The sequence below is a fragment of the Arthrobacter zhaoguopingii genome (genome assembly GCF_009828595.1).
In the GTDB taxonomy this organism is placed as follows: Bacteria; Actinomycetota; Actinomycetes; order Actinomycetales; family Micrococcaceae; genus Arthrobacter_D; species Arthrobacter_D zhaoguopingii.
Window position 1 is genome coordinate 1 of the sequence record NZ_WPNY01000019.1, and the last position, 25,351, is coordinate 25,351.

General features: G+C 64.5%; 20 protein-coding genes and 1 pseudogene. 11 read left to right on the forward strand and 10 right to left on the reverse strand.

Going from position 1 to position 25,351, the window contains the following annotated elements; genetic code table 11:
* Positions 1–4: 4 nt before the first annotated feature.
* Complete coding sequence (locus tag GVV86_RS17200) at positions 5–688, reverse strand: SDR family NAD(P)-dependent oxidoreductase (protein ID WP_159619568.1); 684 nt, start codon at positions 686–688, stop codon at positions 5–7.
* Positions 689–797: 109 nt separating this feature from the next.
* Between GVV86_RS17200 and GVV86_RS17205 the strand changes: the two genes are divergently transcribed.
* Positions 798–1,718 (forward strand): helix-turn-helix transcriptional regulator, encoded by a 921-nt coding sequence (locus tag GVV86_RS17205; protein WP_425513942.1) that lies wholly within the window; start codon positions 798–800, stop codon positions 1,716–1,718.
* 449 nt (positions 1,719–2,167) lie between these two features.
* Here GVV86_RS17205 and GVV86_RS17210 read toward each other — a convergent pair.
* Positions 2,168–2,317 (reverse strand): annotated as a pseudogene (locus GVV86_RS17210) (IS982 family transposase); the annotation flags it as partial.
* Positions 2,318–3,763: 1,446 nt separating this feature from the next.
* Between GVV86_RS17210 and GVV86_RS17215 the strand changes: the two are divergent.
* Positions 3,764–4,708, forward strand: coding sequence for a metallophosphoesterase family protein (locus GVV86_RS17215; RefSeq protein WP_246670029.1), 945 nt, complete (start codon positions 3,764–3,766; stop codon positions 4,706–4,708).
* 730 nt (positions 4,709–5,438) lie between these two features.
* On the opposite strand, the gene GVV86_RS17220 is transcribed toward GVV86_RS17215, so the two are convergent.
* Complete coding sequence (locus GVV86_RS17220) at positions 5,439–6,371, reverse strand: DMT family transporter (protein WP_201291502.1); 933 nt, start codon at positions 6,369–6,371, stop codon at positions 5,439–5,441.
* 272 nt (positions 6,372–6,643) lie between these two features.
* Positions 6,644–7,327 carry a histidine phosphatase family protein gene (locus tag GVV86_RS17225; protein ID WP_159803498.1) on the reverse strand — a complete coding sequence of 228 codons (684 nt, stop codon included), beginning with the start codon at positions 7,325–7,327 and terminating at the stop codon, positions 6,644–6,646.
* 200 nt (positions 7,328–7,527) lie between these two features.
* On the opposite strand from GVV86_RS17225, the gene GVV86_RS17230 reads away from it, so the two are divergent.
* The 5 genes from GVV86_RS17230 (at position 7,528) to GVV86_RS17250 (ending at position 12,572) form a co-directional block, all read left to right on the forward strand.
* Positions 7,528–8,499 carry a glucosyl-3-phosphoglycerate synthase gene (locus GVV86_RS17230; RefSeq protein WP_159803499.1) on the forward strand — a complete coding sequence of 324 codons (972 nt, stop codon included), beginning with the start codon at positions 7,528–7,530 and terminating at the stop codon, positions 8,497–8,499.
* Entirely contained in the window at positions 8,490–9,629 is a 1,140-nt protein-coding gene (locus GVV86_RS17235) for a glycosyltransferase (protein WP_246670030.1), read from the forward strand. Before GVV86_RS17230 ends, GVV86_RS17235 begins: the two co-directional genes overlap by 10 nt.
* Positions 9,626–10,636, forward strand: a complete 1,011-nt coding sequence (locus GVV86_RS17240) for a Gfo/Idh/MocA family protein (protein WP_159803500.1) — start codon at positions 9,626–9,628, stop codon at positions 10,634–10,636. The genes GVV86_RS17235 and GVV86_RS17240 overlap by 4 nt, the downstream gene beginning before the upstream one ends.
* On the forward strand, positions 10,633–11,733 hold the full coding sequence (locus tag GVV86_RS17245) for a zinc-binding dehydrogenase (protein ID WP_159803501.1): 1,101 nt from the start codon (positions 10,633–10,635) through the stop codon (positions 11,731–11,733). The genes GVV86_RS17240 and GVV86_RS17245 overlap by 4 nt, the downstream gene beginning before the upstream one ends.
* A gap of 149 nt (positions 11,734–11,882) precedes the next feature.
* A complete protein-coding gene (locus GVV86_RS17250) occupies positions 11,883–12,572 on the forward strand; it encodes a Type 1 glutamine amidotransferase-like domain-containing protein (RefSeq protein ID WP_159803502.1) in 690 nt (229 codons plus the stop codon).
* A 257-nt stretch (positions 12,573–12,829) separates the two neighbouring features.
* On the opposite strand, the gene GVV86_RS17255 is transcribed toward GVV86_RS17250, so the two are convergent.
* Positions 12,830–14,044 carry an MFS transporter gene (locus GVV86_RS17255; RefSeq protein ID WP_159803503.1) on the reverse strand — a complete coding sequence of 405 codons (1,215 nt, stop codon included), beginning with the start codon at positions 14,042–14,044 and terminating at the stop codon, positions 12,830–12,832.
* Positions 14,045–14,070: 26 nt separating this feature from the next.
* Here GVV86_RS17255 and GVV86_RS17260 point away from each other — a divergent pair, with 26 nt between their 5' ends.
* The 3 genes from GVV86_RS17260 (at position 14,071) to GVV86_RS17270 (ending at position 17,546) form a co-directional block, all read left to right on the forward strand.
* A complete protein-coding gene (locus GVV86_RS17260) occupies positions 14,071–14,706 on the forward strand; it encodes a TetR/AcrR family transcriptional regulator (RefSeq protein WP_159619586.1) in 636 nt (211 codons plus the stop codon).
* Positions 14,707–14,875: 169 nt separating this feature from the next.
* Positions 14,876–15,961, forward strand: a complete 1,086-nt coding sequence (locus GVV86_RS17265; RefSeq protein WP_159803504.1) for a fatty acid desaturase family protein — start codon at positions 14,876–14,878, stop codon at positions 15,959–15,961.
* A gap of 844 nt (positions 15,962–16,805) precedes the next feature.
* The gene (locus GVV86_RS17270; protein ID WP_246670031.1) at positions 16,806–17,546 is read left to right on the forward strand and encodes an EAL domain-containing protein; all 741 of its coding nucleotides are present in this window, start codon (positions 16,806–16,808) and stop codon (positions 17,544–17,546) included.
* A gap of 27 nt (positions 17,547–17,573) precedes the next feature.
* Here GVV86_RS17270 and GVV86_RS17275 read toward each other — a convergent pair whose 3' ends face one another.
* From GVV86_RS17275 to GVV86_RS17290, 4 genes are all read right to left on the reverse strand, one after another.
* Positions 17,574–18,287, reverse strand: coding sequence for a GAF and ANTAR domain-containing protein (locus GVV86_RS17275; protein WP_159619592.1), 714 nt, complete (start codon positions 18,285–18,287; stop codon positions 17,574–17,576).
* A 9-nt stretch (positions 18,288–18,296) separates the two neighbouring features.
* Entirely contained in the window at positions 18,297–19,088 is a 792-nt protein-coding gene (locus tag GVV86_RS17280; protein WP_246670032.1) for a GAF and ANTAR domain-containing protein, read from the reverse strand.
* Positions 19,089–19,897: 809 nt separating this feature from the next.
* The gene (locus GVV86_RS17285; protein WP_201291503.1) at positions 19,898–21,082 is read right to left on the reverse strand and encodes a DUF418 domain-containing protein; all 1,185 of its coding nucleotides are present in this window, start codon (positions 21,080–21,082) and stop codon (positions 19,898–19,900) included.
* A 611-nt stretch (positions 21,083–21,693) separates the two neighbouring features.
* On the reverse strand, positions 21,694–22,245 hold the full coding sequence (locus GVV86_RS17290) for a TetR/AcrR family transcriptional regulator (RefSeq protein ID WP_159619596.1): 552 nt from the start codon (positions 22,243–22,245) through the stop codon (positions 21,694–21,696).
* A gap of 84 nt (positions 22,246–22,329) precedes the next feature.
* Between GVV86_RS17290 and GVV86_RS17295 the strand changes: the two genes are divergently transcribed.
* Entirely contained in the window at positions 22,330–23,049 is a 720-nt protein-coding gene (locus GVV86_RS17295; RefSeq protein WP_159619598.1) for an SDR family oxidoreductase, read from the forward strand.
* 502 nt (positions 23,050–23,551) lie between these two features.
* Here GVV86_RS17295 and GVV86_RS17300 read toward each other — a convergent pair.
* Positions 23,552–25,303 carry an alkaline phosphatase D family protein gene (locus tag GVV86_RS17300; protein ID WP_159803507.1) on the reverse strand — a complete coding sequence of 584 codons (1,752 nt, stop codon included), beginning with the start codon at positions 25,301–25,303 and terminating at the stop codon, positions 23,552–23,554.
* Positions 25,304–25,351 lie beyond the last annotated feature (48 nt).

Here is a 25,351-nt window from a genome sequence, read left to right on the forward strand (position 1 = left end):
GCTGCTACCAGGAAACGTTGCCGTTCTCGTCCTGCAGCGTTCCGGTGGGGCCGTCCGCACCAAGGGTCGCAAGGCGGACCACGACGCGGGCGGACTCCTCCACCGGCCGGCCCACTCCGAAGGCTGCTGTCATGTCGGTGGCGGTCGTACCGGGTTCGACGGCGTTGAACTTGATGCCTGGCTGGGACTTGGCGTACTGCACGGTGAGCATGGTCGCCGCAGCTTTGGACGCCGAGTAGAGCGCCAGCGGCAGATTGAATTCGGGTCGCTCGGGGTTGGTCACGGCCCAGAACGATCCAGCGGTGCTTGAGACGGCGACAACATTGGGGTTTTCCGACTTGCGGAGCAGAGGAAGCGCAGCCTCCGTGACACGGACAATGCTGACCGCATTCGTGTCAAAGGCGTGAAGGGCGGTGGGTCCGTCCAGCTCCGTGGGCAGAACTCCGGCATTGTGGATCAGGACGTCAAGGCGGCCTTCGCGCGCCTCAATCGTCGCGAGAGCGTCCCGGACCGAAGAATCATCGGTGACGTCAAGCTGTACAAAGCGCGCACCGATGGCCTCGGCCGCCTTCCGGCCCCGCTCCGAATCGCGTGCGCCGATGTAGACAACGTGCCCGAGGTCCACAAGCTGACGAGCGGTCTCGAAGCCGATGCCTTTGTTGGCCCCTGTGATTAAGGAGATAGTCATGATGTCCTATCGAAATAGATTGCGTGAATGGGTCGTTGACGACGGTATGCGCACACACTCATCCCAACCAGAGCCCTCCCGAGACCGGGGTGTGACAGGACCCCCCCTAATCCCATCCCGCAGCGAACCCGTACCGGGAGCTCGAAGAACTTCAGGGGCCGGGACCGGTGGCCCAGCCAGTGCGCTCGGGGCCTACCTGCGAGCCCGGAGGGAAATGATCAGCCCCGCCCAAGCAGGCATCCGCGCCGTCGGCGTCCGTCGTGTCCCCGGCCTCCGGCGCGAGGAGGTTGCCATGCTCGCCGGTATCAGCGCCGACTACTATCTGCGCCTCGAACGCGGCCGCGACCGCCACCCGTCGCTGCAGGTACTGGAAGCAATAGCCCGGGTCCTGCAATTGGATGACGACCACTTCACGCACTTGCTGTCCCTGGTGGCCGAAGTTCCGCGCCAGCGTCAGCGCCGCCCGCGCAGGGAGATCGTCCCGCCCGGGGCGTTGAAGCTCCTTGAGTCGCTGAATCAGCCGGCTTTCATCGAAGGGCGTTACTTCGACATCCTCGCGTCCAACACGCTCGCCAAAGCGCTCTCGCCACGACTGGACACCGGGAGGAACCAGCTCCTGGACTTGTTCCTGGACCCGGCGGAGCAGGCACTGCAGCCGCAGTGGAAGGACGTCGCGGAGTGCTTCATCGCCAATCTCCGCCAGTCCGTGGGAACCGACATCGACAACCCCAGGTTCGTCGAGCTCGTCGGTGAGCTTTCCCTGACCAGTCCCCTCTTCGCACAGCTCTGGGCCCGCTATGAAGTGCGCGGGCAGAAGGGAACCATGCTCCGCTTCAATCATCCACAAGTCGGCGAACTGCTTCTCAATCGCGAAAGGCTGAGCATCGGCGGTGCCGACGGTCTCATGCTTGTCGTGTACCACCCGGATGCCGCCTCCCAAGACGCAGACAAGCTCTCACTGCTCGCATCAGCAGGCCTACCGGTCACCTCCGGGTCAAAGCTTTCCCAAGCGGTCCGTTCCTCCAGCTGACCTGGCATCTGCATGAGGGGTCCGGGTGCGGCAGGAACCACACCGTCATGACATCGAGAGGGTCATCCGCCCATTCGAGAGCGCACTGCCCGCTCCGCTGCCATAAGCTGACGAAACATGGATCATCAGGGATTGGGTTAGACGCGATGCATCTTCTCAGCTTTATAGGATGGAGAATTTTCAACCCTAGCTGATGCTTGTTTCTCCGTGTCTTGCTCTACTAGAAGCCTGTCGAGGCAAAAGTTCAGGCCGGCCTCGAGATGCGCCGCAGAACCGGTGGAGAGAAGGATCCTCACGCCTCCTTCGATAGCGGCGATGACCGCTGCCGCCGTGAGCTGCGGATCCAAGCTCTTGTCCGCCTCACCCGAAGCCTGTGTGGCCTCGATACCTGCCTGAAGGGAATCCTGCCATCTCCTCACGAGGTGAGCGGAGACAGCCTGGGGGATACTACGCGAGTGCGACGCGCAGTATCCGTAGCCGGCATGCCCGGCACAATCGGAGAGTTTGACGGTTTCTCGCGACGTGCCGCAGTGCAGCGGGGTGGAATCGACCAACCGGAGCGCGTCATGCCAGGACGGGGTGTCCTTGGCCAGGGCAGTAGGAGAGCGGTTGTCAGGAAGGGCCACTGCTGGGCCTTAGCCCCGGCTCGCTCCGTCTGGTCAGGAGTTGAGCCCACTTGGGGCAGTCTCATGTCCATGGACCATCAACCGTGGAACCGATGGCGTTGACGGTACGGATCTCAGATCTGTTGCGTGCACGCGGTGTCCTGGCCGCACCACGTGCCGCACCAGCTGATCCCTCAGCTGACAAGGGGATCGGCACACGTGTGCAGCCAGCTGTATCACGCTAGGTATTGCCAGGTCGCCGCGTCTGGAGGAGCGCCGGTGGATGGTGTCCAGCGCGCCGCATCGGATGCTGATGGACACGGCTCACACATCCGGGGTGTCCCATGGAATGCCGGCGTGTCCACCGATGACCTTCATCAGGTAGACAGGGCCGAACCAACGTTGCGTAGATGGACCCGACACAAGGTCTAGGGTGCTGAGGAGGTCCCTGCTGCCGCCGCGGTGGCTGACAAGGTCGCGCAGGTGAGAACCGCCGCCGAGGCATTGCGTCCCAAAGGGGCCGACTACCTACCCTCACATGCGCGCAAAGGGCCGTCCTCGCATGCTCCGATCATGCCGGAAGCGACCCTCGACAACCACCGAGTCGCCGAACGTGCTTTTGCACGCGCAACCTCGGTTTTCAGCTCAGCGCGCCGACCCTGAGGATGTTGATACTGGCAGAAATTGCCAATCACCTACCATATGACGTTGACGGGATTCCTAGTCCGCTGCTGGTGGGGGAGTGCCTCACACCGGGAGCGGCGCAGCGGGACAATGGGCGGTCACTTCTGCGCGATGGGCGTAGAGCCTGGTTCCAGCTACCAGTTATCGGCTTCGTTCGCAGTGGCGTTATGGAGTTTTTCCCCTGCGAGCGTGCCGGCGATTGCTGTTGTCGGGCATTCACAGGCCCTCTCAACCGTCGGCGGGGCCGGGACGGCGGGTGACTTCCCGGATACGGCAACGTTCCTTGGCGGACAGGCCGTCCGCGGAAATCGTCGAAACATGAGCGATTTTGACGTAGTGATTATCGGCGGCAGCGCTGCCGGACTGTCAGCGGCTCTGATGCTGCCCCCATGCTTCCCGCTGCTCGCGGCATCAGCTCGTGGCTCACCACGGTGATAGCCGCACTACCGGTAGTGGGTACCTGGGTAACCACCCGTTTGTCCCCGATTTGTCCCTCGAACCCCTCAGAACCACTTCGATATTGTTGCCGGCATTCCGGCCAGCAGCCCTACGGTTGAAGAAGGTCACGACGGATGTACGCAGCACCGGGGAGACCTGATTCAATAATCCTGCGACCGCGGAGCAGTAGCGCAACCGCCGCTAGGCCAGTTCCGCACCACCATAGGTCTGCCGCCCCCCTCGAGGGGGGCGGCAGCTCTGGATCCATGGAGCTATCGGATGCAGTCAACACTTTCTCGTCCCCGATCCTTTCGGGGAGTGGCCGCAACGGTCGCAGCCCTCGTGGCGCTCTCCACCGCGGGGTGCACCAGTGAGCCCGAACCGCACGAGGAGGTTCGGATCGCTGCTGTCGGCGATATGAACGGTGCCGAGAACACCGCATTTGACAGCCCGTCGGGGCGGAACGGTGCGGCGATCACCGAGCTCGTGGAGAACGATGAGATTGACGCGTTCCTCGGGCTCGGGGATTTCCAGTACGACACCGCGTACTGCGAGGACTACGTGGACTATTGGATGCCGCTGTGGGGCGGCACGATGCCCAAGCTGTACTGGGTGTCCGCCCCCAACCACGACTGGGAACCGGGCCGCAATGAGAACCTCGACAACTTCATGAACGGCCAGTGCCCGGGGTCTTCGAAGAAGTCCGCGATCAACCAGGAGAGGGGGTGGATCTTCAACGGGGAACCGTATTCGAAGGACTTCGGGAACTGGCATGTCGCGTTCCTGCCCTCTGCACTCTGGCGGTACGACAAGTCGGAGGCCCGGGCGGCGACGAAGTGGCTGGACAAGGACCTCGCTGCTGCGAAGAAGGACGGAAAGCACCTGGCAGTGGTCTACCACGAACCGTACTTCACGTCGAGGACGGAGTCACACAAGCGGGCCACCAGCCACAAGCCGTGGATCGACGTGATGTGGAAGCACCGGGTCCGTCTGACCCTCTCAGGGTCACAACACAACTACGAACGGTCGTGTCCGGTGAACAACGACGATGAGTGCGTCCGGGACGGGATGACGGCATTCCAGGTGTCAACGGGGGGGATCGATCTCCGCCCCTTCACGAGCCGCCCGTCCTACATCGAGAAGCGGTTCAGCGACACCCACGGGTTCCTTCGGCTGACCCTGCGGGACGACGGGTCCTTCGACTGGAGATTCGTTCCAACCTCCGGGCCGAGCAGGGACTCGGGTACGCGTTCCGCACCATAAGAAAAGGTTGTGTCGCAACCGACCTCGCAGGCGCGCAACTGCGCTCTTCGTCAGGAGGCACGCTGGGAAGACATAGGAGGAACAGCAGTGGAGGGGCAGGGGAGCCTCTCACATGTTGGGTTCTCAATGGGGATAACTCGGCCGATACTTCCAGCTCTTCGGAGATTTCACAGTTCCCCGCTGGTGGGTTGTCCTCAGCACCAGCACCCAGCCGGCGATTCCTGCCGAAGATGCGTGCAATGGCCTGACGAACCCGCTGATCTTACGCTCCACTCCGGCAGCGGCGCTCGTACGAACTGTTCACTGGGGTTCGCAGATGAGCACTACTCCACCCGCTGGAGCGGCTGCCACCAGCTTCCGTCACGTTCGATAAGGAGGATCGGCACATGCCCGAATATTTGCCAGGAATCTTTGTGATTGCTGCTGGCTAGCGATCAACGCCCGGTAGAAGATGGGTCACCGAGCGCGGGAAGAATGATTCAGTAGGAAACGAAGGTCAAATCGTTCTGGATGCGAAGGGTAACTGCGCAGAATCTTGGATTCTCACGACCCAGCCGACAAGATGCCCATCATGACGGCGGCGCCGATGCACGCTGGACACGGTGTGTTGCATAGCGCTCCCGGCTTCTGCCAACCCAGTTCCACCAGTTCCTGGATACCGCACCGAGACCTGGTCGATGCGCGTCACCCGGACTGAATGCGGCCGCCGCCGCCGATTCCGCTGCTGCCACTACTCCCTGGGAGGCAGAGAGCTGACGCGTTGTCCGACTGAGCGCGCCCTAGGCTTAGACCGGGCGAGAACGACGCCGGCCACAATGATCAGGGCACCGAGCGGCTGATGCCAGGTCAGCGACTCACCCAGAATGGTCGCACCTGCGACCACGCCGACTACCGGGGTTAGATAGGTGACGGAGGAGCCAATGGTCGCTCCCCAGCCCGCGATGATCTGGGTGTTCCAGAGATAGGCCATTCCGGTGCTCAGGCACCCCAGACCGAGCATGGCGACGGCAATCGGCAGGTTGAGGCGAGCGGGTCCGGTCGAGAAGACCGGAGCGAGGGCGAGCGTGGTCACTGCGCCGAGGCCCACCTGGACGAACGCCACTGAAGCGGCAGGGAGACGGAGGGGGCTAATGAACTTCCGGATCCACACCATGGCGATTCCGTAACACAGGGTCGCTCCGAGGCAGAGCATCTGACCGCGGAGGTTTGATGCCGAGGCACCAAGGCTCCACACTCCCACCACGACGGCCACTCCAAGAAAACCGGTCAGAATGCCGACGGCAGCCCGGGGTGTCAGCCGTTCTTCCGGAAGGGCAGCGAAAGCGATAAGCCCGGTGATGAGCGGTGTCGTCGCGTTGTAGATGCTGGCGAGACCGGAATCGATTTCGGTCTCTGCCACAGCGAACAGCGTGAAAGGGATAACACAGAGAAACAGTGAGATGAAGAAGAGGTGCGCCCACACGGCAAAGCCTTGAGGAAGGCGGTATCGTCCGGCCCCGACCACGATCGCCAATGATATTGCACCCAGGACCATCCGCCCGAGTACAACCTGCTGAGGGGACAGACCCTCCAGCGCGATCTTGATGAACAGGAAGCTCAAACCCCACACGGCAGCCAATAGCACGAACCGCAGTGCAAGGGCTACGTTACTCATCGGGGTCATGGAGGGGAGCCTACGAGAAGCCGTGAAACCGAACCGGCGGGAATCGGACGGTGCATCGAATCCGGAGGTAACTCGCAGAGTACGCCCGCCGTCCCACTCATATGGATGAACGCGTCCAGTCCGCCGTGAAAGCTCTCTGCGGCGCCTCCCGGAATCTGGAGGAGGACAAGCGAATTACTGGAGCGGTGTTGGCTGGTCCGACAAGTTTGCGTCGGTCTCGAAAGAAGTACCGCACCTTGTGCAGGCGGCGTGCGTTTGGTCCCGGCCTGGTCCTATCCGTCGTGCTCCGCCGGCAAATCGTCGGCCAGCGTCGATGAAGTGGCCGGGAGGGTCCGGGCGTTATAGTCGATGATCTGCCAGCCGCGGTCGGCGTGTTCTTCCAAAACGGTCCAAGCGCAGTTGGCCATGCCGGCGAACATCTCGCGCATGTGGGCAGGGGCGTCAAAAAAAGCCATCAGTCCGCTGCGCAGGGCGGCTCCGTGGCCGACCAGGACACCGGTTCCGCCGTCCCGCAGGGCCAGGGCCGCCTCCCGCATCACGGTTTTCATCCGATCGTTCACCTCCGAGGGCAGCTCGGCGCCTGGGACCCGGTAATTCTCCTCGGTGAAGAACTTCCGATGGATATCCGGGTGTTGCTGACGGAACTCCCCGAAAGTGGTGCCCTGCCGGATGCCCACATCGTATTCGCGTAGCCGTTTGTCAAGGACCGTTTCGAGGCCGGTCAGTCGAGCCAGTTCGTCAGCGGTATGCCGGGCACGTTCCAGATCGCTCGACCAGATGAACTGGGGCTTGAGGGGTGCCAGGAGGTTCGCCGCCCGCCTCGCCTGGCGGCGGCCGGTAGCGTCGAGCGGGATGTCTGCGTGGCCCTGCGCCTTCTCCAGGACGTTCCATTCGGTCTGGCCATGCCGCCACAACACGAGACGGGGACGTGGGCCGTCGGCCCATACTTCCTGCATCAGTTGCCCTCACTTCCGCTTGTTTCCAATGGACAGGACCGTGATCCGGACGTGGACCGGTCCTGTCCAGGCGCTCGACGGTTCCGGATCGAAAGGGTACTGAGCTATTCCCAAAGGGCTGGCGGAACCGTAGGCTTCGAGCTGATCCTATCGATAGCCGGGACGGGGACCACCGGCGCCCTTGCTGAAAGGGAACCGGCATGCGTGCAGAGGTCCAGGATTGGTATTCGGCCCGAAGTTTTCAGGGCAGCGTGTTCGACCGGTGGGACCTCGTGGCGCGCAAGCAGGGCCAACGCGTCAGCGTGGTGCTTCCTGCGAAGAATGAGGCCGCAACCATTGGGGCGATCGTCACCGCGCTGCGCGTCGAGTTGATGGAGGAAGTTCCGCTCCTGGATGAGCTCATCGTGATTGATTCGAACTCTACGGACAATACTTCCGCCGTATCGGCGAACGCCGGAGCGCGGATCGCGCACCAGGACCAGATTCTCCCGGACGCCGGATGCATTCCCGGCAAGGGCGAAGCGCTGTGGAAGTCCCTTGCCATCGCCTCGGGGGACATCATCGTGTTCATCGACGCGGACCTGCAGGGGTTCGACGCGCAGTTCGCCGTTGGCCTGCTCGGCCCGTTGCTGACCGACCCGCGGATCCAGTTCGTCAAGAGCTACTACGACCGCCCTCTCGACAACGGGGTCCGGGTCATGCCGGCGGGTGGTGGCCGCGTGACAGAGCTCGTGGCGCGCCCCCTGCTGAATCTGTTCTGGCCCCAGCTGGCTGGCGTTATCCAACCGTTGGCCGGTGAGTACGCCGCCCGCCGCAGCCTGCTCGAATGCATACCGTTTGTCTCCGGTTACGGCGTAGAGATCGGCATGCTGATCGACGTGCTGGAAACAGTCGGCCTGGGCGGCATGGCCCAGGTGGACCTCGGCGAACGCCGTCACCGCAACTCCAGCGATGGCGAGCTGGCCAGGATGGCGATGCAGATCCAGCTCACCGTGCAGTCGCGGCTGCACCGGCGCGGGCTCGCCCCGGCCGGCCCGCCCGCCGTGGAGCTGACCCAGTTCCTGCGTGACGGCGACCACTACATCGGTGACAGCACCGTCATCGGGGTGTCCGAACGCCCCCCGATGCTGGAAATCGGCCAGCACTCCTTCACCACCGGCAAGTGGGCCTGAGCATGCGGATCCTGATCAACGCCGGACCATGGCTTCCCGTCCCTCCTTCCGGCTACGGCGGCATTGAAACGGTCATCGCCACCCTGGTCCCGGAACTGCGCCGCGCCGGCCAGCACGTCACCCTGGCCACCGTCGGCGCCAGCACGATCGAAGCGGACAGCTACCTGCATCCGGTGGCCGAGCCGCAGTTCGCCTCGATCGCCCGGCCCTACAACCAGGTATCGGGTATCGCTCACGCCCAGATGCAGGGGATTGTGAAGGCAATCTACGACGGCGGCAGCTGGGATCTCGTCCACGATCACCTTGAAGTCGTGGGGCCGGCCGTCTTTGCCGCCATGGGCCGGGCCGCCCCGCCGGTGCTGCAGACCCTGCATTGGGACCTGGCCAAGCACAAGGCGTTCTACGAATCATTCGACGGCCGCGGCCGGGTCCGGTTCGCGGCAGTATCGCAGTCCCAGCTGGACAGGGCACCGGAGGCACTGCGGCGCCAGACAATCGGCGTCGTCCCGTTGGCGGCTCCGCCGGCGCTCGAAATCCACGCGGACAAAGCAGACCACGCCCTGGTGCTGGCCCGCATCACCCGGGACAAGGGACAGGATGCAGCCGTTCGGATCTGTCGGCAGGCGGGCCTGCCGCTGGTGCTCGCGGGGCCGGTCGCCGGCATCAACGATCCTGAAGAGCTGGATCGCCGTCTGGCCGCCGGCGACGCCCAGTTGATGTCCCATCCGGATGTTGCCTACTTCGAGGACGAGGTCCGTCCGTTGCTCGACGGCGACCGTTACCGGTGGATCGGAGGAATCGGCGGCGAGGTGAAGGAACGTGTACTGCGTTCCGCGCAGGTGCTGCTGGCGCCCAACCGGTGGGCCGAGCCCGGAGCAACCGGGGTGGTGGAAGCCCTATCACGGGGCGTTCCCGTCGTCGGCACGCCGCTGGGAGTGCTGCCCTCACTGGTGCAGCACGGCCGCACCGGATTCCTTGCCGCCCACGAACAGGATCTGGCCGGGTTCCTTCACAAACTGGACAGTATCAATGCTGAGGACTGCATCGAGGCGGCGTCGGTCTGGACGCCGGAGGCGATGGCTGCCAGCTACCTGCGTCTGTACGACCAACTACTTTCGGAGGTCCCATGACCGTGAACGTAGCCCTCATCGGTGCCGGATCGGTGGGGCAGCGCCATGCCTCAAACCTGCAGAGGCTCGGTGTCCGGATCACCAGTGTCACCGACGCCCAGCCGGCCGCGGCCGAAAGGCTGGCCCGTGACCTGGAAGCACCGGCGTTCACCGACCCCGATACGGCGCTGGACCTGACGGAGGCCGACGCGGTCTATGTGTGCGTGCCTCCCTTCGCCCACGGTCCGGGTGAGCGCGCCGCACTCGCCCGGGATCTGCCCCTGTTCGTGGAAAAACCGGTCGGCCTGGGCCGGGAAACCGCCGAGGAAATCGGAGTGCTCGTCGGAGCCGCCGGTGTAATCACGGGCACCGGCTACCACTGGCGCTGTATGGACGCTATGGAGCACGCACGCGACCTGCTGGCCGAGGCACCGGCCTTGCTGGCCAACGGCTACTGGCTGGACAAGCGCCCGCCGGTTCCGTGGTGGGGCAGGGTGGACCGCTCCGGCGGCCAGGTGGTGGAACAGCTGACCCACATCCTAGACACTGCACGTTTCCTGCTCGGAGAAGTCGTCGAGGTCTACGCCGCCGGCGTCCGGGGGGCCACTGCCGCCGACGCGCTGCCGGCAGGCGGGGAGCCGGACGACGTCGACGACGCCACGGCGGCCACCATGCGCTTCGCCTCGGGAGCGGTCGCGACGCTGGCTGCAACGTCCGTGCTGGCGGCCAAGCACCGCGCCGCTCTGCACACCGTGAGCCGCGGCCTGTACCTGGAATTGTCGGAATCCGGCCTCAGAAGCTTCGACGGCACGTCCCGCAAAGATCTCGCCTGCGGGGAAGATCCCCGCGTAGCGGTGGACCGGGAATTCATCCAGGCCGTCCGCGGCGAGCGGGAAACCACACGCGCTCCCTATGCCGAGGCCCTGCGCAGCCACCGGCTCGGTTGCGCCATCGCTGAATCGGCCCGCACCGGACTCCCGGTGAAGCTGCCCGAAGAGCGCTCCGCTGCACCAGGAGCGCCGTCATGATGCGCCGAAACCTCGTCCTCCCGGCGGCTGGAGTCCTCGAAATTGTCGAGGAGCAGCTGCCCGAAGTCCCGGAGGGCGGACTGCTGCTCGAGACCCTTGTCACGGGCTTGTCCGCGGGCACCGAACTGGCGTTCGTGAAGGGGGACCACCCGGGGCTGCGGTCGCGCCTGGATTCCGACCTGGGCCTGTTCCTGCCGGACTCCGCTGGCACTGCTTACCCGGTTCGCCGACTTGGCTACATGGAGGTCGCCCGAGTAGCCGCATCGCGGACCGCCGCCTTCGCGGAAGGGGATATCCTCGCCGGCGCGTACGGGCACGCCACCGCCCATGTGGCAGACCCGCTGAACGACCACCTTGTGCTGCTGGGCGACGACCTTGACCCGCTGCTCGGCGTATTCGTGGCACATCTCGGACCGATCTGCGCCAACGGCCTGCTGCATGCCGCAGCCGAGGCAACTGGCGGCCAGGCCCGAACCCTCGCCGACGGTGTGGATGGACGTCAGGTGCTGGTCACCGGAGCCGGCCCCATCGGGCTTCTGACCGCCTTATTCGCCCGGTCACTCGGCGCACGGGAAGTCGCCATCGCGGACTCGGACCCGCTCCGCCGCCGGCTGGCTGAAGAACTGGGATTCCTCGCCCTGGACCTTGACGACGATCCCGGCAGGCTATTGAAGACACGGTGGCGCCACGGGCCGGCGGACCGGGGCGCCGACGTCGTATTCCAGTGCCGCGGACGTGCCGAAGCACTCCACACGGCCCTCCGCGCCGCCCGCCCCCAGGGAACTATCATCGATCTGGCCTTCTATACCAGCGGAGCGGACGCCGTTCGGCTGGGGGAGGAGTTCCATCACAACGGGCTGAACCTGCGCTGCGCACAGATCAGCCGAGTGCCGCGCGGCCTGGCAGGGCACTGGGACAGGGCACGGCTTTCCGCCGAGACCGTGAGACTGCTTCGCTCCCACGGCGATGTGATCCGCAAGCACCTGGTGAGCGATGTCGTACCCTACGAGGACGCACCGCGGCTCATGCGTGAAGTATCGCTGCGCGAACGGCACGTGCTGACCGCCGTTTTCGCTGTGGCTCCCGCATACCTCTGAGTACGAATCCGTTGTCGCCCACAAACCGGCACCTCGCCCGCGTGTCTGGTTGGTGCCCGGGGGAGGGATGAGAATGGTCTGATCGCCGCGTCTGCCCGTTGGGCTGGTGAACCAGGAGAACCGTGTGCCCGGATGGGAAGGAATCGACAATGAGGCTTCTGCTGACATCTGGAGGCATCACCAATGCCTCGATTCACGGGCGGCTGGTGGAGATGCTCGGCAAGCCGATCGAAGACTGCAAGGCCTTATTCATCCCGACCGCACAATGGGGACATCCCATGTGCTCACCGCAGTCGGTGTGGATGACGCTGGCCCGCCCCGGGCCCGGCCAGCAGGGCCTCCTCGATCTGGGTTGGAAGTCAGTCGGCGTGCTGGAGCTGACGGCGCTACCCAGCGTTGCACGATCCCGCTGGCTGCCCTGGGTTCTGGAGGCAGACGTTCTTCTGGTGGATGGGGGAGAGGCAATCTATCTCGCGCATTGGATGCGGCAGTCGGGTCTGGCAGATCTGCTGCCGTCCCTCACCGACACCGTCTGGGTCGGCGTGAGCGCTGGGAGCATGGTGATGTCTCCGCAGATCGGCGCGCAGTTCATGGACTGGAACCCCAGTGGGGGCGACGAAGCGCTCGGTGTGGTGGAGTTTTCGATCTTCCCCCATTTGGACTATCCGGGGTGGTCCGCGAACACGTCCGAGAGCGCGCGTCGGTGGGCTATGGAAATTCGTGGACCCGCTTATGCGATCGACGACCAAACGGCGATCTCCGTCGTGGACGGCACGGTGAACATCATCTCCGAAGGGCGCTGGCAGCAGTTCAATTCCGAAGCCGAGCCGAAGCGCTGAGCATCATTCGCTGAGCCGACGAGCGGTGTGGACCGTGTCCACACTTCGGTCTCGGACTGGGCCGTGCCGGTGCCGGACCGGTTCATGGGGAAGCGGCGGGGTAGGTGCATGACTGTGCTGCGGGATTTTGCCTGGTCATCCTCCCGGGTGCTGATTCTCGCCTTGCACACGGGCTGTCGGCCACGATGAACTGGGCCGTAGGCGCACTGGAACCGCTGCACAAGCCGATCCCTCAGCGGGCACTCTCTCGGGCAGGTTCAGCGCGGCACCGGGGTGGGAACCTGTCGCTGTGATTTTGCGGGTGAAGGGCCACCTAGGGCGGTGATGCCGCAGATGATCGCGGCGACGATAAATGCAGGGCCGGGTTCCAGAGTTTCGATCAGGGCGCCGATCAGTGTTGCTCCCAGGGCTTGCCCCAGGACGAGGCTGATGAAGAGCACTGACGTGCCGGCGGCGTTGCTTTCTGCTGTCTGAGCCGCCCAGGTGATGAGCACCGATGTCGTGGCGGTGTAGGCGAGTCCGAACAGGGCCGCCGCGCCGAAGCTGGCGGCGATGCTGTGCGGCGCGATAGCGAACATCCCGGTCGCGAGCGCGACGGCCAGTACGGTGACCAGCCACGTGGTCTGGAGGGTATGCCGCGCCAGCCAGGAAGAGGTGAGTGCCGCTGCCGCTCCTCCGATACCGAGCGCTATCCATGCGGCGGCAGAGGTTTCAACCGCCATCCCGCCATGGCCTTCAAGAAGAGTCCGGCCGTGGACCCAGATCGCGGAACTGCCGATGCCGAAAATGAAGGCGGCCGTGAGCGGACGCCTGAGCGGACGTAGACCGGCGCTTCGATGCCGCGTCCGAGGTACTGGCGGCCGGCGGGAGCCCGGACGGGAGCTCTGGATGGAACCACCGCGGGAGGTATCTGATTGCAGTACGCCGATCATTGCGCTGAAGGAGATGACAGCGATCAGTGCCCAGGCAAGGCGCCAAGAGGATCCAAGGACCAAGGAGAAGGTCCCGGCAGCCATGACGCCGAAACCGGTACCTGAGTTCACGACCGATTGAAGCTTCTCCTGCCCAGTTTCATTAACATTGCGTTGCACGAGTTCCACCAGGGCAGGGGAGGCGAACCCGGCGCCCATTCCTGCGAGAAGTACTGCTCCCACGAAGACCGTCGTGCCGGGGGCCGCAGCGATACCCGCACTTCCTCCGGTGGCCGTCAGCCCGGCAAGGACAACGACCACGCGGGGGTGGGTCGGCGCATAGCGGAATCCGAGCACTGCTGAGACGCAGTAGGTGACGGAGGCTCCGGAAGCCAGCAGGCCGCCGATCGCGGGGGTGAGGGCGAAGGTTTCCGAAAAGGCGGGAAGGAAGAGGCCGTATCCGAGCCTCGCCAGGCCGTAGGTGGCCGCGATGAGCGCCACGGATGCCGCGGTGAAAATCAGGCCCGTGGAGCCGCTCCCACGCTGTAACGATCGTTTCATTGAAACGAACGTTATAGGATGAGGGCATGAATGTACACCCCAGCGCACGGGAACGATTGCTTGACGCCACCGAGGATCTTGCTTTTACGCAGGGGGTGGCGGCCACGCCCGTGGACGAGATCCTTCGGAGTGCGGGTGTGGCCCCGGCGACTCTGTACGCGCACTTCGGCAACAAGGAAGGTTTGATCACTCAGGCGCTTGAACGCCGCTTGGTGCGCTGGGATGAGGCGTGGCAGCTGGCCATCGATGGAGCCTCCACCGCCAGGGAAAGGTTGCTGGCTGTGTTCCCGGCCCTTAGGGAGTACCGGATAAGTGTGACGTCTGCCCGATGGTGCGCGTTCCTTGGGGTAGCTGCTGAATCACCTCGTCCAGGACCGGAACTGCAGAAGGCACTGGCCAGTGACAGCCGGCTGCTGACCGCGCGCCTGAAGGAGCTGGCAGTCCCGGTCGTCGGTGCAAACCAGGCCGACGCCTTGGTCTCACAGCTTGTCCTCGTCTACACAGGGGTGCTCGGAATGCTGCTCCGGGGGATGGATACTGAAACAGCCGTTGACCTCGGACTTCACATCGCAGGCGCCGCTGTCGATGCCATTACTTATTACCCCCATCCGGCGCCGGCGCACGGACTAACTTCCACCCCGGAGGCCGAGCAGACGATCTAGACTGGAGTTGCTGTCCCAGACCCTGCCAGCGTCCACGACCGGAAAGGGTCCGGTCGGATCTCAGGCAAGGGGTCAGCACATGCAATCTGGTAATACGCCCTCCCGGGCGGCCCGTCCTGAAACATCCCATGTCCCTCTCTCCGGTCGTCCGATGCAGGACCGGGCAGGGATGAGCGGCGGCGATCACCGGCCACACACGGTGGCGTTGTCTCCACGGAACAGTGTCATCGCCTCCTATTCGGCTCTGCTGAAACAGGTGCGCGGTGAGGGACTGCTGAGAAGATGCCAGCGTTTCTACCTCACGGTCGGCGGGTTCTTGGTCCTCGCGGCCGGTGCCGCGGCCGCAGGGTTTGTGATGCTGGGCGATAGCTGGTTTCAACTGATTGTCGCCGGCGTCCTGGGGATCATCCTCACCCAGTTCGCATTCCTGGGGCACGAGGCCTCCCATCGGCAGATCTTCGAGTCGCGGGCGGTCAACGAGCGGGTCGGGCGTTTCCTTGCCGCCGGGGTGGTGGGGATCAGCTATGCGTGGTGGATCGACAAACATACCCGCCACCACAACGACCCCAACACGGTGGGAAAGGACCCGGACATCGCCATGGGCACCTTGGCCTTCCGGGAGGAAGACGCAGCCCCGCGAACAGGTTTCCAGGCATGGTTCACCCGGCGTCAGGGATACCTGTTCTTCCCACTGCTGAGCCTTGAAGGCCTCAACCTCCACGTGAAGTCCATCCGGACCCTCACCCGGCGCGGACCGGTCAAGGGGCGGTGGATGGAACTGGTGCTCATCGGAGCACGGTTCGGCAGTTACCTCGGCGTGCTGTTCTGGTTCCTGCCGGCTGGAATGGCGCTTGCCTTCCTGGGGGTTCAGATCGCCGTCTTCGGGATCTACATGGGGGCTTCCTTCGCCCCAAACCACAAGGGAATGCCGATGCTTCCCGCCGGCAGCACCGCCGATTTCTTCGAGCGCCAGGTGCTGACCTCGCGCAATGTGCATGGGGGTTCCTTCATCAACACCGCGTTCGGCGGCCTGAACTTCCAAATCGAGCACCACCTGTTCCCCGACATGCCCCGCCCGCACCTGCGCCGGGCCGCGGTGATCGTCCGCGAACACTGTGACCAACTCGGCATCCCCTACACCGAGGTCGGCGTCCTGCGCTCCTATGCCGCCGTGATCACCCATCTCAATCGCGTCGGACTCGCCGCCCGCGACCCCTTCGACTGTCCCATGGTGCAACGTTACCGCCGGCGCTGACCGCCCACGCCCCGCCGCATCCGGAAAGACGATCCGGTACGCCGGAGCCAGGGCCCAGCACAACGGCACGCTTCACCGGTCCGGTGCAGGCCCCACCTTGGAGCACCAGCGCCTGCCGGGTTCCTCCAGCCTCACCGGAACCAAGGAGCACACTCAAGAGAAATGCCCGACCTATCTTGGCCGGACCTTTCCTATTCGTGCTGCTCTTTGGATTTCCCTTCGGCCTTATGCCGGGCCTCCTGCTGATGCTGCCTCAACTTAGCTTCGGCATCCCGACGACGGGAGGCGATCGCCTTCGCTTGTTCACCAGTGGGATGGCGGTGTTCCCGCTCCCACGCATGATCGTTCACTCCGGTCCGTGGGGCGGCTTTCTCGCCAGGTGCACTATCGTTTTCGCCCATACCGTATGATCCCACGAGGCACGCAGCAGTGTACGGGCCGTGGCCACCCCGCTAGCCTCGGAACCTCCACGGGTGCGACGGCGCACTTGTGCACAACCCGGCGCGCTCCTCAGTCCCGCGGACGGCAGTCGGCAGCAGGATCGAGGGGAACAGTTGATGCCCACCCGCAGCGGATGGGGCACCGGCTGTGTGAACCAGCGGCCGGGCTCCGGTTGTGGCAGGCGACGCACACCCTCAGCCGCATACGGGCGGTTCAGATGTCCTTCAATCGCCTCCGCTAGCACCGCCGGCAGCTATAGCGTGCGCCGGGTCGGTTGATTGGCTGCTGCGGCACTTGGGGCTGTCCTGACGTGTGGCCTATGGTGGACGAGACCAGTGAGGGAGCACTCCGTATGGCATGCAATGGCTGCGCGACGTCCTTAAAACCCGACTTTGATTTCAGCATGGCCTTCCAACCCATTTACGACGCGGTTGACGACCGCGTATGGGGCTATGAGGCGCTGGTCAGAGGCTTGGCGGGTGAGGGCGCGTATGACGTCCTGTCAAAGATTTCGCCGGAGCAGAGATACCGCTTCGATCAGGACTGCCGCATAAAGGCCATCGAGCTGGCATCTTGCCTGTTTCCCGCGGGCGAGGACCTGAAGCTGTCGATCAACTTCATGCCGAACGCGGTCTATGAACCTGCCGCATGTCTGCGAGCGACGCTGCTCACAGCGGCGCGGTGCGGCTTTCCGACCTCGTCGATCATGTTCGAGTTCACGGAAAATGAGGAAGTCGCGGACACCGTTCACCTCAGGAACATCATCACCGAATACCGCAGGCACGGTTTCACCACCGCCATCGATGACTTCGGTGCCGGACACGCGGGGCTGGGGCTCCTGGTCGAGTTCCAGCCCGATCTGCTCAAAATCGACATGAAGCTCGTCCGAGGAGTCGATAACAGTCGAGCCCGCCGAGCCGTCGTCACCGGCATCGTGGGTATCGCCGCGGAGCTGGGCATCACGGTGCTCGCAGAAGGCGTCGAGACCGAGGAGGAGTTCCTCTTCCTGAAGGCACGAGGCATCCGCCTGTTCCAGGGATATTGGTTCGCGAAGCCGGCCTTCGAGGAGCTTCCGGAGGTCGTCCGCATTGCATCTGCCGCCCTATTCAGCGCGCCGGCGCTGAAACGGACGGCACCGTCCTAAACTTCTTTGCCCCTTCACCTCATTGGGTCAGAGATTGAGGGTGCGGTTGAGGACCTGCGCGGCGGTGTCGTGGAGGGACTGGCGGTGCGACCGCGCGTATCCGCGCAGGCGCGCGAAGGCCTCGCTCATGTCCACGGAGGAGGTGTGGGAAATGACGCCTTTGGCCTGTTCAATCGTGATCCGTGAGTTCAGGGCACGTTGGAGCTGATCATTGACGATCTGGCTTTCACGGAGGGTGCGTTCCTGGATGAGGCTGATGGTCGCGACGTCAGCTAGGGCCTGACCGATGGCGGCGTCCTCCGGGCTCAGCGCCCCACGGCTCACACCGAACAATCCCATGGCTCCTATGGTGCGGTTGTGGATGCGCAGGGGGACGGCGTGCACGGACAGGAAGTGTTGATCCAGGGCGGCTTTCTGGAAGGCGGGCCACCGCCCGCCGAGGGCGGTGATGTCATCGATGGTGACCACCGAACCGGTCTTGTAGGAGTCGATGCAGGGGCCCTCGCCGGCCTGAAGTTGAAGGACCTCCACGAGCTGGCTTTCCTCGCTGGTCGAGGCAAGAAGCTGGAGTTCCCCATAGGGATCCGCCAGGAGGAGCCCGGCCTGGGCGGCATCGAGGAGCCTGACGGACTCTTCGACGAGGATGTGGAGCAGTTCAAGGACGTCGTACTCCGTGATGAGGGTCTCGGTGAGCCTGAGGAAAGCGGCGCTGACCTGCTCGGGTCGGGTGATGGTCGCCATTGCAGCATTCTAGGCCAGTCCCGGCCGCTCCGGTGAGGTGCCGTCAGGTGGCGTGAAATTGAGTTCCCTGCGGATCACCTGCAGGGCCGTCTGGTGGAGGGTCTGTTGGTGGGAGAAGGCATGTCCGCGGAGCAGCAGCAGGGCCTGTGCCGCGCTGACGTCGGCCTGGGCAAGGACCATGCCCGTCGCCTGGTGAATTTCCCGCCGGGAGTTGGGCAGCCCCGCCGGCGCGGACGCGGTGCCGGGGGTCGCACCGGTACCGGTGTTGGAGTCCCCGACGGACGGGAAGATGGCGGGAGCGCCAGGTTGGGCATCCTGAAGTGTCCAGCGCAGCAGGGCCCAAGCGGTCTCGCCGGCCAGAACCTCCACGGCGAGCCGCTCACTTCCGCTCAGCGATCCCGGGCTGGTCCGGTGCAGTTCGACCACGCCGAGGTCGATGGCGCCCACGGTGAGGGGGAAGACGAACAGGGCACCCACCTCGAGCCGGGCCAGGACCTCACCGAAGGCCGGCCACTGCAGAAAGGCGTTTTCCCTGACGTCGGGGATGAGGACCGGAAGGCGGGTGCGCACAGCATCCCAGCGTGGCCCTTCACCCAGATCGAACTGGGCTTCCTCAAGGGTCTGTGCGACGGGGTCGGTGGCGGAGAGGAGGGTTTCGGCGTTGGAAGCGGTGAAAGCGGACACCGCCGCACCGGTCACGTTGCCACGTTTGACGAACGGCGCACTCAGGCCGGCGCCGGGACCGGCACCGTCATCCCGTCCCCGAAGGGGGTTGGGGGTTGATTGGAGCGGTTCACTCATGGGAAGTCACTCTCGGTGGATGAACAGGGCGCCGTGATCGAACTGGTTTCCGCCGGCGGGCCGGAACCGACGCTGAGGCACCTCCGCCTGCCGCCGGTCCGCCGAAGGGAACAGCCCGTTATCCTATACCTACAAACCCGCCGGAGACATACCGGGAATGAAGTTCCAGCGCACTCTGCCTTCCTTCAGAATCAGCCTTCGGCCCTTGGGTGGCCGCGTTCACTGACGGGGGAGTTTCCGCCCGTCCCGCGAACCTTGACATCCCACCCTCATCCGCGCACGCTGGGATTGTTACCCCAGACCCTGGTATCGACCCGTTTCTTACGGCTATCAGGGAGTCCGCATGACACCGGAAGCACGATCCTTCCATCCCGGTACACCCCATACGGAGATGCCGCTCCGCCAAAGGCCCGGCCGTTCCAGGCACGGAGATGATCTCGCACCGGACCGACAGAGTCCGGGGACTGCCGGTGGACGCATCAACTCCGCGGTGACGGTGAGCTCCCTGCACGTCCTCGATCAGCTCGAAGCCGCCCAGGAAGAAGCCGGCAACTTCATCAGCCCCGATTTCCCTGCGGCGGTCCAGCAGAACAGGTTGCGCTGATGACAGCTGACCTAGCGAGCGCGGCCTCGTGGAAGGATATTGACCATGCCGATGGCTTATGGGGCTTCAGTTCTGCCAGGACGTCATCGACAAAGCCAGCAAGGGTGAAGCTCCCTTCGCGCGGAACGCGAAGGATTTGGGATCTCGCCGACCACGCCCAAGCACTGGATCCAGGGGCCTGCCTCGCATGGAACCGGGATGGTGCTCAGGTGTTTTCCATCGGTGCGGGTTTGGGTGCGGCAGAGCCGCGGTAGGTGAGTTTGCGCAGTGCCAGTTCGGCTGGTCCGCGCAGGCCGCGGCGCTCCATGGCAACGGCAAGGACAACGGTGGCCGCCCAGACCGCCACGGCGTAGGCGAGGACGGACCAGCTGGAGAGCTGGGCGCCGAGGCCCAGTCCCCAGGCAGCGAGCACCGGACCCCATGCGAGGGATTGGACGAGGTACCCGCTCATGGAGCGCCGGCCGAGGGCGGAGACCCACCGGACAGGGCCGCTGGGTGGTGCGGACCTCCGGGACACGCGGTGCGCGATGAGGCCGAACAGTGCGGCGTAGCCGATGCCCGCGAAGGTTCCTGCGAAGAGGCTGATGTGTTGGACGACGCCGTCGGGGGCGATATCGATGACGCCGGTGTGCTGAAGCGCCAGGGCCGCCCCCGTCGCCCAGCCGGCGGTGATGCCTCCTACGGCCAGCCGCCGGAGGAGCACGAGGTGCTCACCGGGGTTGTCCAGGATCCGGTGCCGTGAGGCCAACACGCCCATGAGGAACGCCGCCGGCAGCGAAACGCCCACAAGACTGCCAATCAGGACAGCGATCCAGGCGGGGAACCGTTCGAGCACCGAGATCAAGTAGTGCGGTTCGGCGATGCTGAGAAGCTGAACTTCTTGGGGATTCGTTGCTGGCTGCCCGGTGGTGACCGTAGACGCCAGTGCGCCCAAGAGCCCAAAGACAGCGGTGAGTGCCAGCAGCACGCCGATCCAGATCTTCAAGGTGCGGTCCGTCCGGTTGAAGAACAGCGGAACCATGATCAGCCCGATCAGGCCGTACGAACCGATGATGTCTCCCTGCCACAGCAGGGCCGCATGGACGGCGCCGAAGGCGATCATCCACCAGTGGCGCCGGCGAAGGAGACGCCTGGCATCGGTGGGGCTGGTGCCTTTGGCGGTCTGGCGGGCATACATCTGCCCGATCCCGTAGGCGAACAGAAATCCGAACATGGTGTACACGCGGGCATCGACCGCCATCAGGGTGAAGCCCTGAGCGAGGCGATCCGCCAGGTTACCTATGACGGGGTGGATGCCTATGGTCCCGATGGGCGCGGTGTAGAGGAAGTAGGGGGCATGGGCCAGAGCGATGAGCAGCAGCATGACGCCACGTGCGAGGTCGGGCGCCAAAGACCTCTCCTTCAGCGGGGTGGGGCGCACCGTAACCACCCTTTGATGCCCCTGCTCCTCACCCCCGGAAGCCCGTGCAGTCTGATCAAGCCGATTCGTCATGTTAGTTCCTTCAGGTCAAATTTATTGATGGGCACCGGTCAACTCGCCAATCCGTCGAGCAGCCAGAGGTCTTGAGTCGGAGCCCGCGGCCGATGCTTCCCAACGCGGCCCTAATTGCAGGCGAAATGCTTGGCCGGAGAGGCAGCGCGATGGGAGGTTAGTCCATTGGGGAGCCGGTGTGCGGGAAGCTCGTGGCGTCCACCGCGCAAGCACGAGTTCGAGTAAAAACCATGTTCTTACAACCGAGTCAAACTTCAGATGCTTCGGCACTCCCGGCAGGCCTGCCGCGCGCCATAATTGATGCCGGAACGCCACCCGAGCACCGGCATCACAGGGTGGCGGGGCCGAGGATGCGGGTCCGGCCCTCGCCCCGAGGCGCACTGCACAGGATCCTTCACTGGGGCATCCGGATTGGACAATCCCCTGCGCAGGTCAGTCTCTGCGCGCGGTGGTAACGGGGGTGCATGAGCCCGCACGGGGCGCTGTCACAGGCGTGCTGTCTTCTGTGTTCAGCGGGCGGGGAGGGCGCTGAGTCCCATGTCGGCGATTGCGAGCAGTTCGGTGGTGGTTCCTCCATCGCGCGCGCGTGCTGCCATGCCGTTGTGAACCGCCATGATGTAGTTGGCAATCTGGTCGGGGTCAGAACCTTCGGGGACTTCGCCCTCGTCGATGCTCTGGGCGACGCGCTTCGCGATGCGACGCCGGAGTATTTCCCTGTGCTCGGCCAGGCGGGGTTCGAGTGCGAGGAAACAACCGGGTGGTGTGTCCTGGCTGGTGTGGGAATAGGCGCTGAGGTGAAGCATCTCGGTGAGGCTTTCGCGGAGCGTCGGCAAGGACAGGGCCTTCTCGGACTGTCGACGCACGCCGGCGAAGTACCAGGCGGCAGCAGCCTCGAAGAGTTGATCCTTGTCGCCGAACGCGGCGTAGAGGCTCGGCGGGGTGATGCCGATGGCTTCGGTCAGTTTCGCCACGGTCGTTCCCTCGTACCCGCTCCGCCAGAAGTGCTCCATCGCGACAATCAGCGCCGCCTCACGGTCGAATGTTCTCGGTCTGCCAGCCACGGACTCATTGTATAGTGCCCGCTAGGGAATGTGCTAACTTGCTGTAGGTATTAACTAGCGTCCACTACAGAAAGAAGTATTTCCATGCAGATCAAGGGTTCAACAGTGCTCATCACGGGAGCCAATAGGGGGATCGGCGCCGAGTTCGTCCGTCAGCTCAAGGCCCGCGGAGCGGGCAGAATTTACGCGACCGCCCGCAACGCAGACTCCATGCCGTTCCGAGGTGGATCCGGGGGTGTCGAAGTTCTCGAGCTGGATATCACCGAAGACGATCAGATCGCGGCGGTGGCCGCACTGGCGGTCGATGTCGATCTGCTGATCAATAACGCAGGCGTGGCATCGGGGGCTGATCTCCTGACCGGGGACCTCGAAGTGATCCGGCGGGAGTTTGAGATCAACTTCTTCGGTGCCCTGAAAATGACACGGGCCTTCGCTCCGGTTCTCGGAGCCAACGGTGGAGGCGCCGTGCTTAACGTCTTGTCAGCGGCCGCGTGGTTCAGCGCTCCGGGAGCAACGTCCTACGCGGCGTCGAAAGCCGCGGCGTGGAGCCTCACCGATGCCACGCGTGTTCAGTTGGCCGCGCAAGGCACCAAGGTGCTCGGTCTGCATATGGCCCTGGTCGACACTGACATGACAGCCGGAGTCGATGCACCAAAGACCCACCCCGCCGATGTTGTCGCCGCAGCTCTGGACGGCATCGAGCAGTCCAGGACAGAGGTGCTCGCCGATCCCATCACGGTCGGGCTCAAGTCCGGTCTCCACCTGGATCCCGCCGCACGTTACGGAACCCTGCCCACCCCCTGACTCTGACTGCGCTGAAACGGTGACCGTGGAAGTCATCCGGCCTACGAATCCGGCGGTGAGACCCCATCGGTGAGTTCGAAGCAGGACCCTGGCCGGCCTGAATTTCGGGCGCGCCCGCATCTCGGGGAAATTCAGAGTGGAAGTGAGGGCCTTCAATACAATGGTTGCGTCTACTCAATCGCACGTATTGAAGGCGCTCACCGCTCAGTGGACGGTCGGTGTGCAGGTGTCGCTTCTGCCGGTGGCTATCCGCGAAGGCGCATCCTGCAGGGTAATGCGAGGGGATGCATACCGGTTTGTGGCACTTCGGCACGATTCGAGTCGAACAGGGGCAACAGCCTTTTCTCGGCCGGCGATCATGGCTAAGAGGTCATCGAGGGGTCCGTGGCACTTCTCCACCTCAGGGAGGTGGTGGAACGTGCTGGTGGTCTCAAGGTTGTTGATCAGTTCGTCCGGCGAATTCAGGATTGTCCTTTTGGGGAGTCGGCGCTGCAGGCAGTTCCTACTGTCGCCGTCCTCTCCGTGCCCGAGAGCCCTTGAATGTCGAGAGCGCTGCCTCGGGCACGGCTTCCCCTCCCGGCATATTCCCGGACCCACGCCGCGGCACTGTCATGGCGGCAACCTCCCTGAGCCGGGGGTGGAAATGGTCGTCCCCGTCCACCGTTCCCGACTGCCACGACACCGTGAGCCCATCCGCGGTGTCCTCGAGCGAGGCGAGGTTGTTGTCGAACCACGGTCCCCTGATGTTCCGCCAGCGGAACGGTGGTTTGGTAACTTTCACGGAGCGCGCCAGGAGGCCCCCGAGAGGTGCCGCCACCGCGTAGGAGAGGATGGCAGTGGAGGAACGCAGGAGCCGCGGCAGCGGATTGCGGATCGGGGAGCAGACCACCTGGAGGATACGGCTGCCCGACGTCCTGTCCACTTCCGCGACGTACGAGAAGTGGACGTCTCCCGACAGGAAGGTCACCGTCTCCGGTGCCGGGCCCCGGTTACCGTCCGCCACGTCCGTCGCCATAAGAGCCACGGCGTGGAAGCTGTTCTGGAAGGCGGCCCAGTGTTCAAGATCCATGCCCTGCCGCAGCTTCTCACCCAGCCGTGCGCCCCGCGCGCCCCAGGCGCCCTGTGCGAGGGCCTCGTCCCACGACTCGATGTGATGCAGCCCCAGCGGCAGGAGGAACGGCAGCGAGGTTCCCACCAGCAGGTGCCGGAATCCGCCCACCATCCTGTGATCCAGCCACGCCGTCTCCTCCTCGCTGAGCAGGGCCCGCGCATCGGGTGTCAGCACGCGTGATACGCGGGAGTCGACCACGATCAGGCGCGTGTCGTCGAAGTCACGGCAGTAGCTCCAGCGGTAGCTGGCCGGGTCCTTGTCCGCCCGGTCTGCGAAGGCGTCGAGCTCCTCGCTCAGGTCGAGCTCGGCGGCATCGTGGTGGTTGACGATCCGTTGCCAGATGCGGTCCTCGGCGCGCCCGTCCGGTGACATGTTGCCGAGGTGCTGGTACACCCAGTACGACGCCAGGCCCGCGACGATCCGGTCCTGCCACCAGGAGGTGGCCTCCATTTCCTGCTTCCAGGAGGCGGAGGCGTTCCAGTCATCCCGGATGTCGTGGTCGTCGAAGATCATGGCACTGGGAAGGGTGGACAGCAACCAGCGGTTGGCACTGTCGGACCAGGCCAGGTTGTACAGGTGGGCGTACTCCTCGTAGTCCTTCAGCTCGGCGCCGGGCTCCTCGTCGATGTCCCTCCGCCCGCGGATGAACTGCTGCATCTCCTCACTGGTGGAATCGGCGTACACCTGGTCGCCGAGGAATAGGACCAGGTCCGGCCGCGGTGCACTGTCGTCCTTTGTCAGGTTGAGCGCGTACGCACGCATAGCATCGATGCCGTGGGTCCGATTGCCCTCCTTGGTGTGAGGGACGCTCGTGCGGCAGGACCCGAAGGCCAGTCGGAGGGGCTTCCCCGGGGTGCGTGTCGCAATGCTCGACGGCGGGAATTCAGGAACCGATCCCGGGTCCGGCCAGGCCTGGTGTCCGTCGATCTCCACCGTGTAGGAGGTGACGCTCCCCGGCTCGAGTCCGTCCACCTCGACGAGCGCGTAGTGGTGCCCGTGGACCGCGAACGTGCGTGCTTCCCAGGATCGCTGGGCGGCCCGGACGACGACGCGTGCCGCGGCCCCGACCTCCACCCAGATACTTGCCGAGGTTTCGTCGACGTACCGCAGCATGGGTCCAAGGAGCAGGGGAGTTGGTGTCATACGTATGTTCTACCCTTTCACCCTTCGGCCCGCAGGTCGATGTCGAAA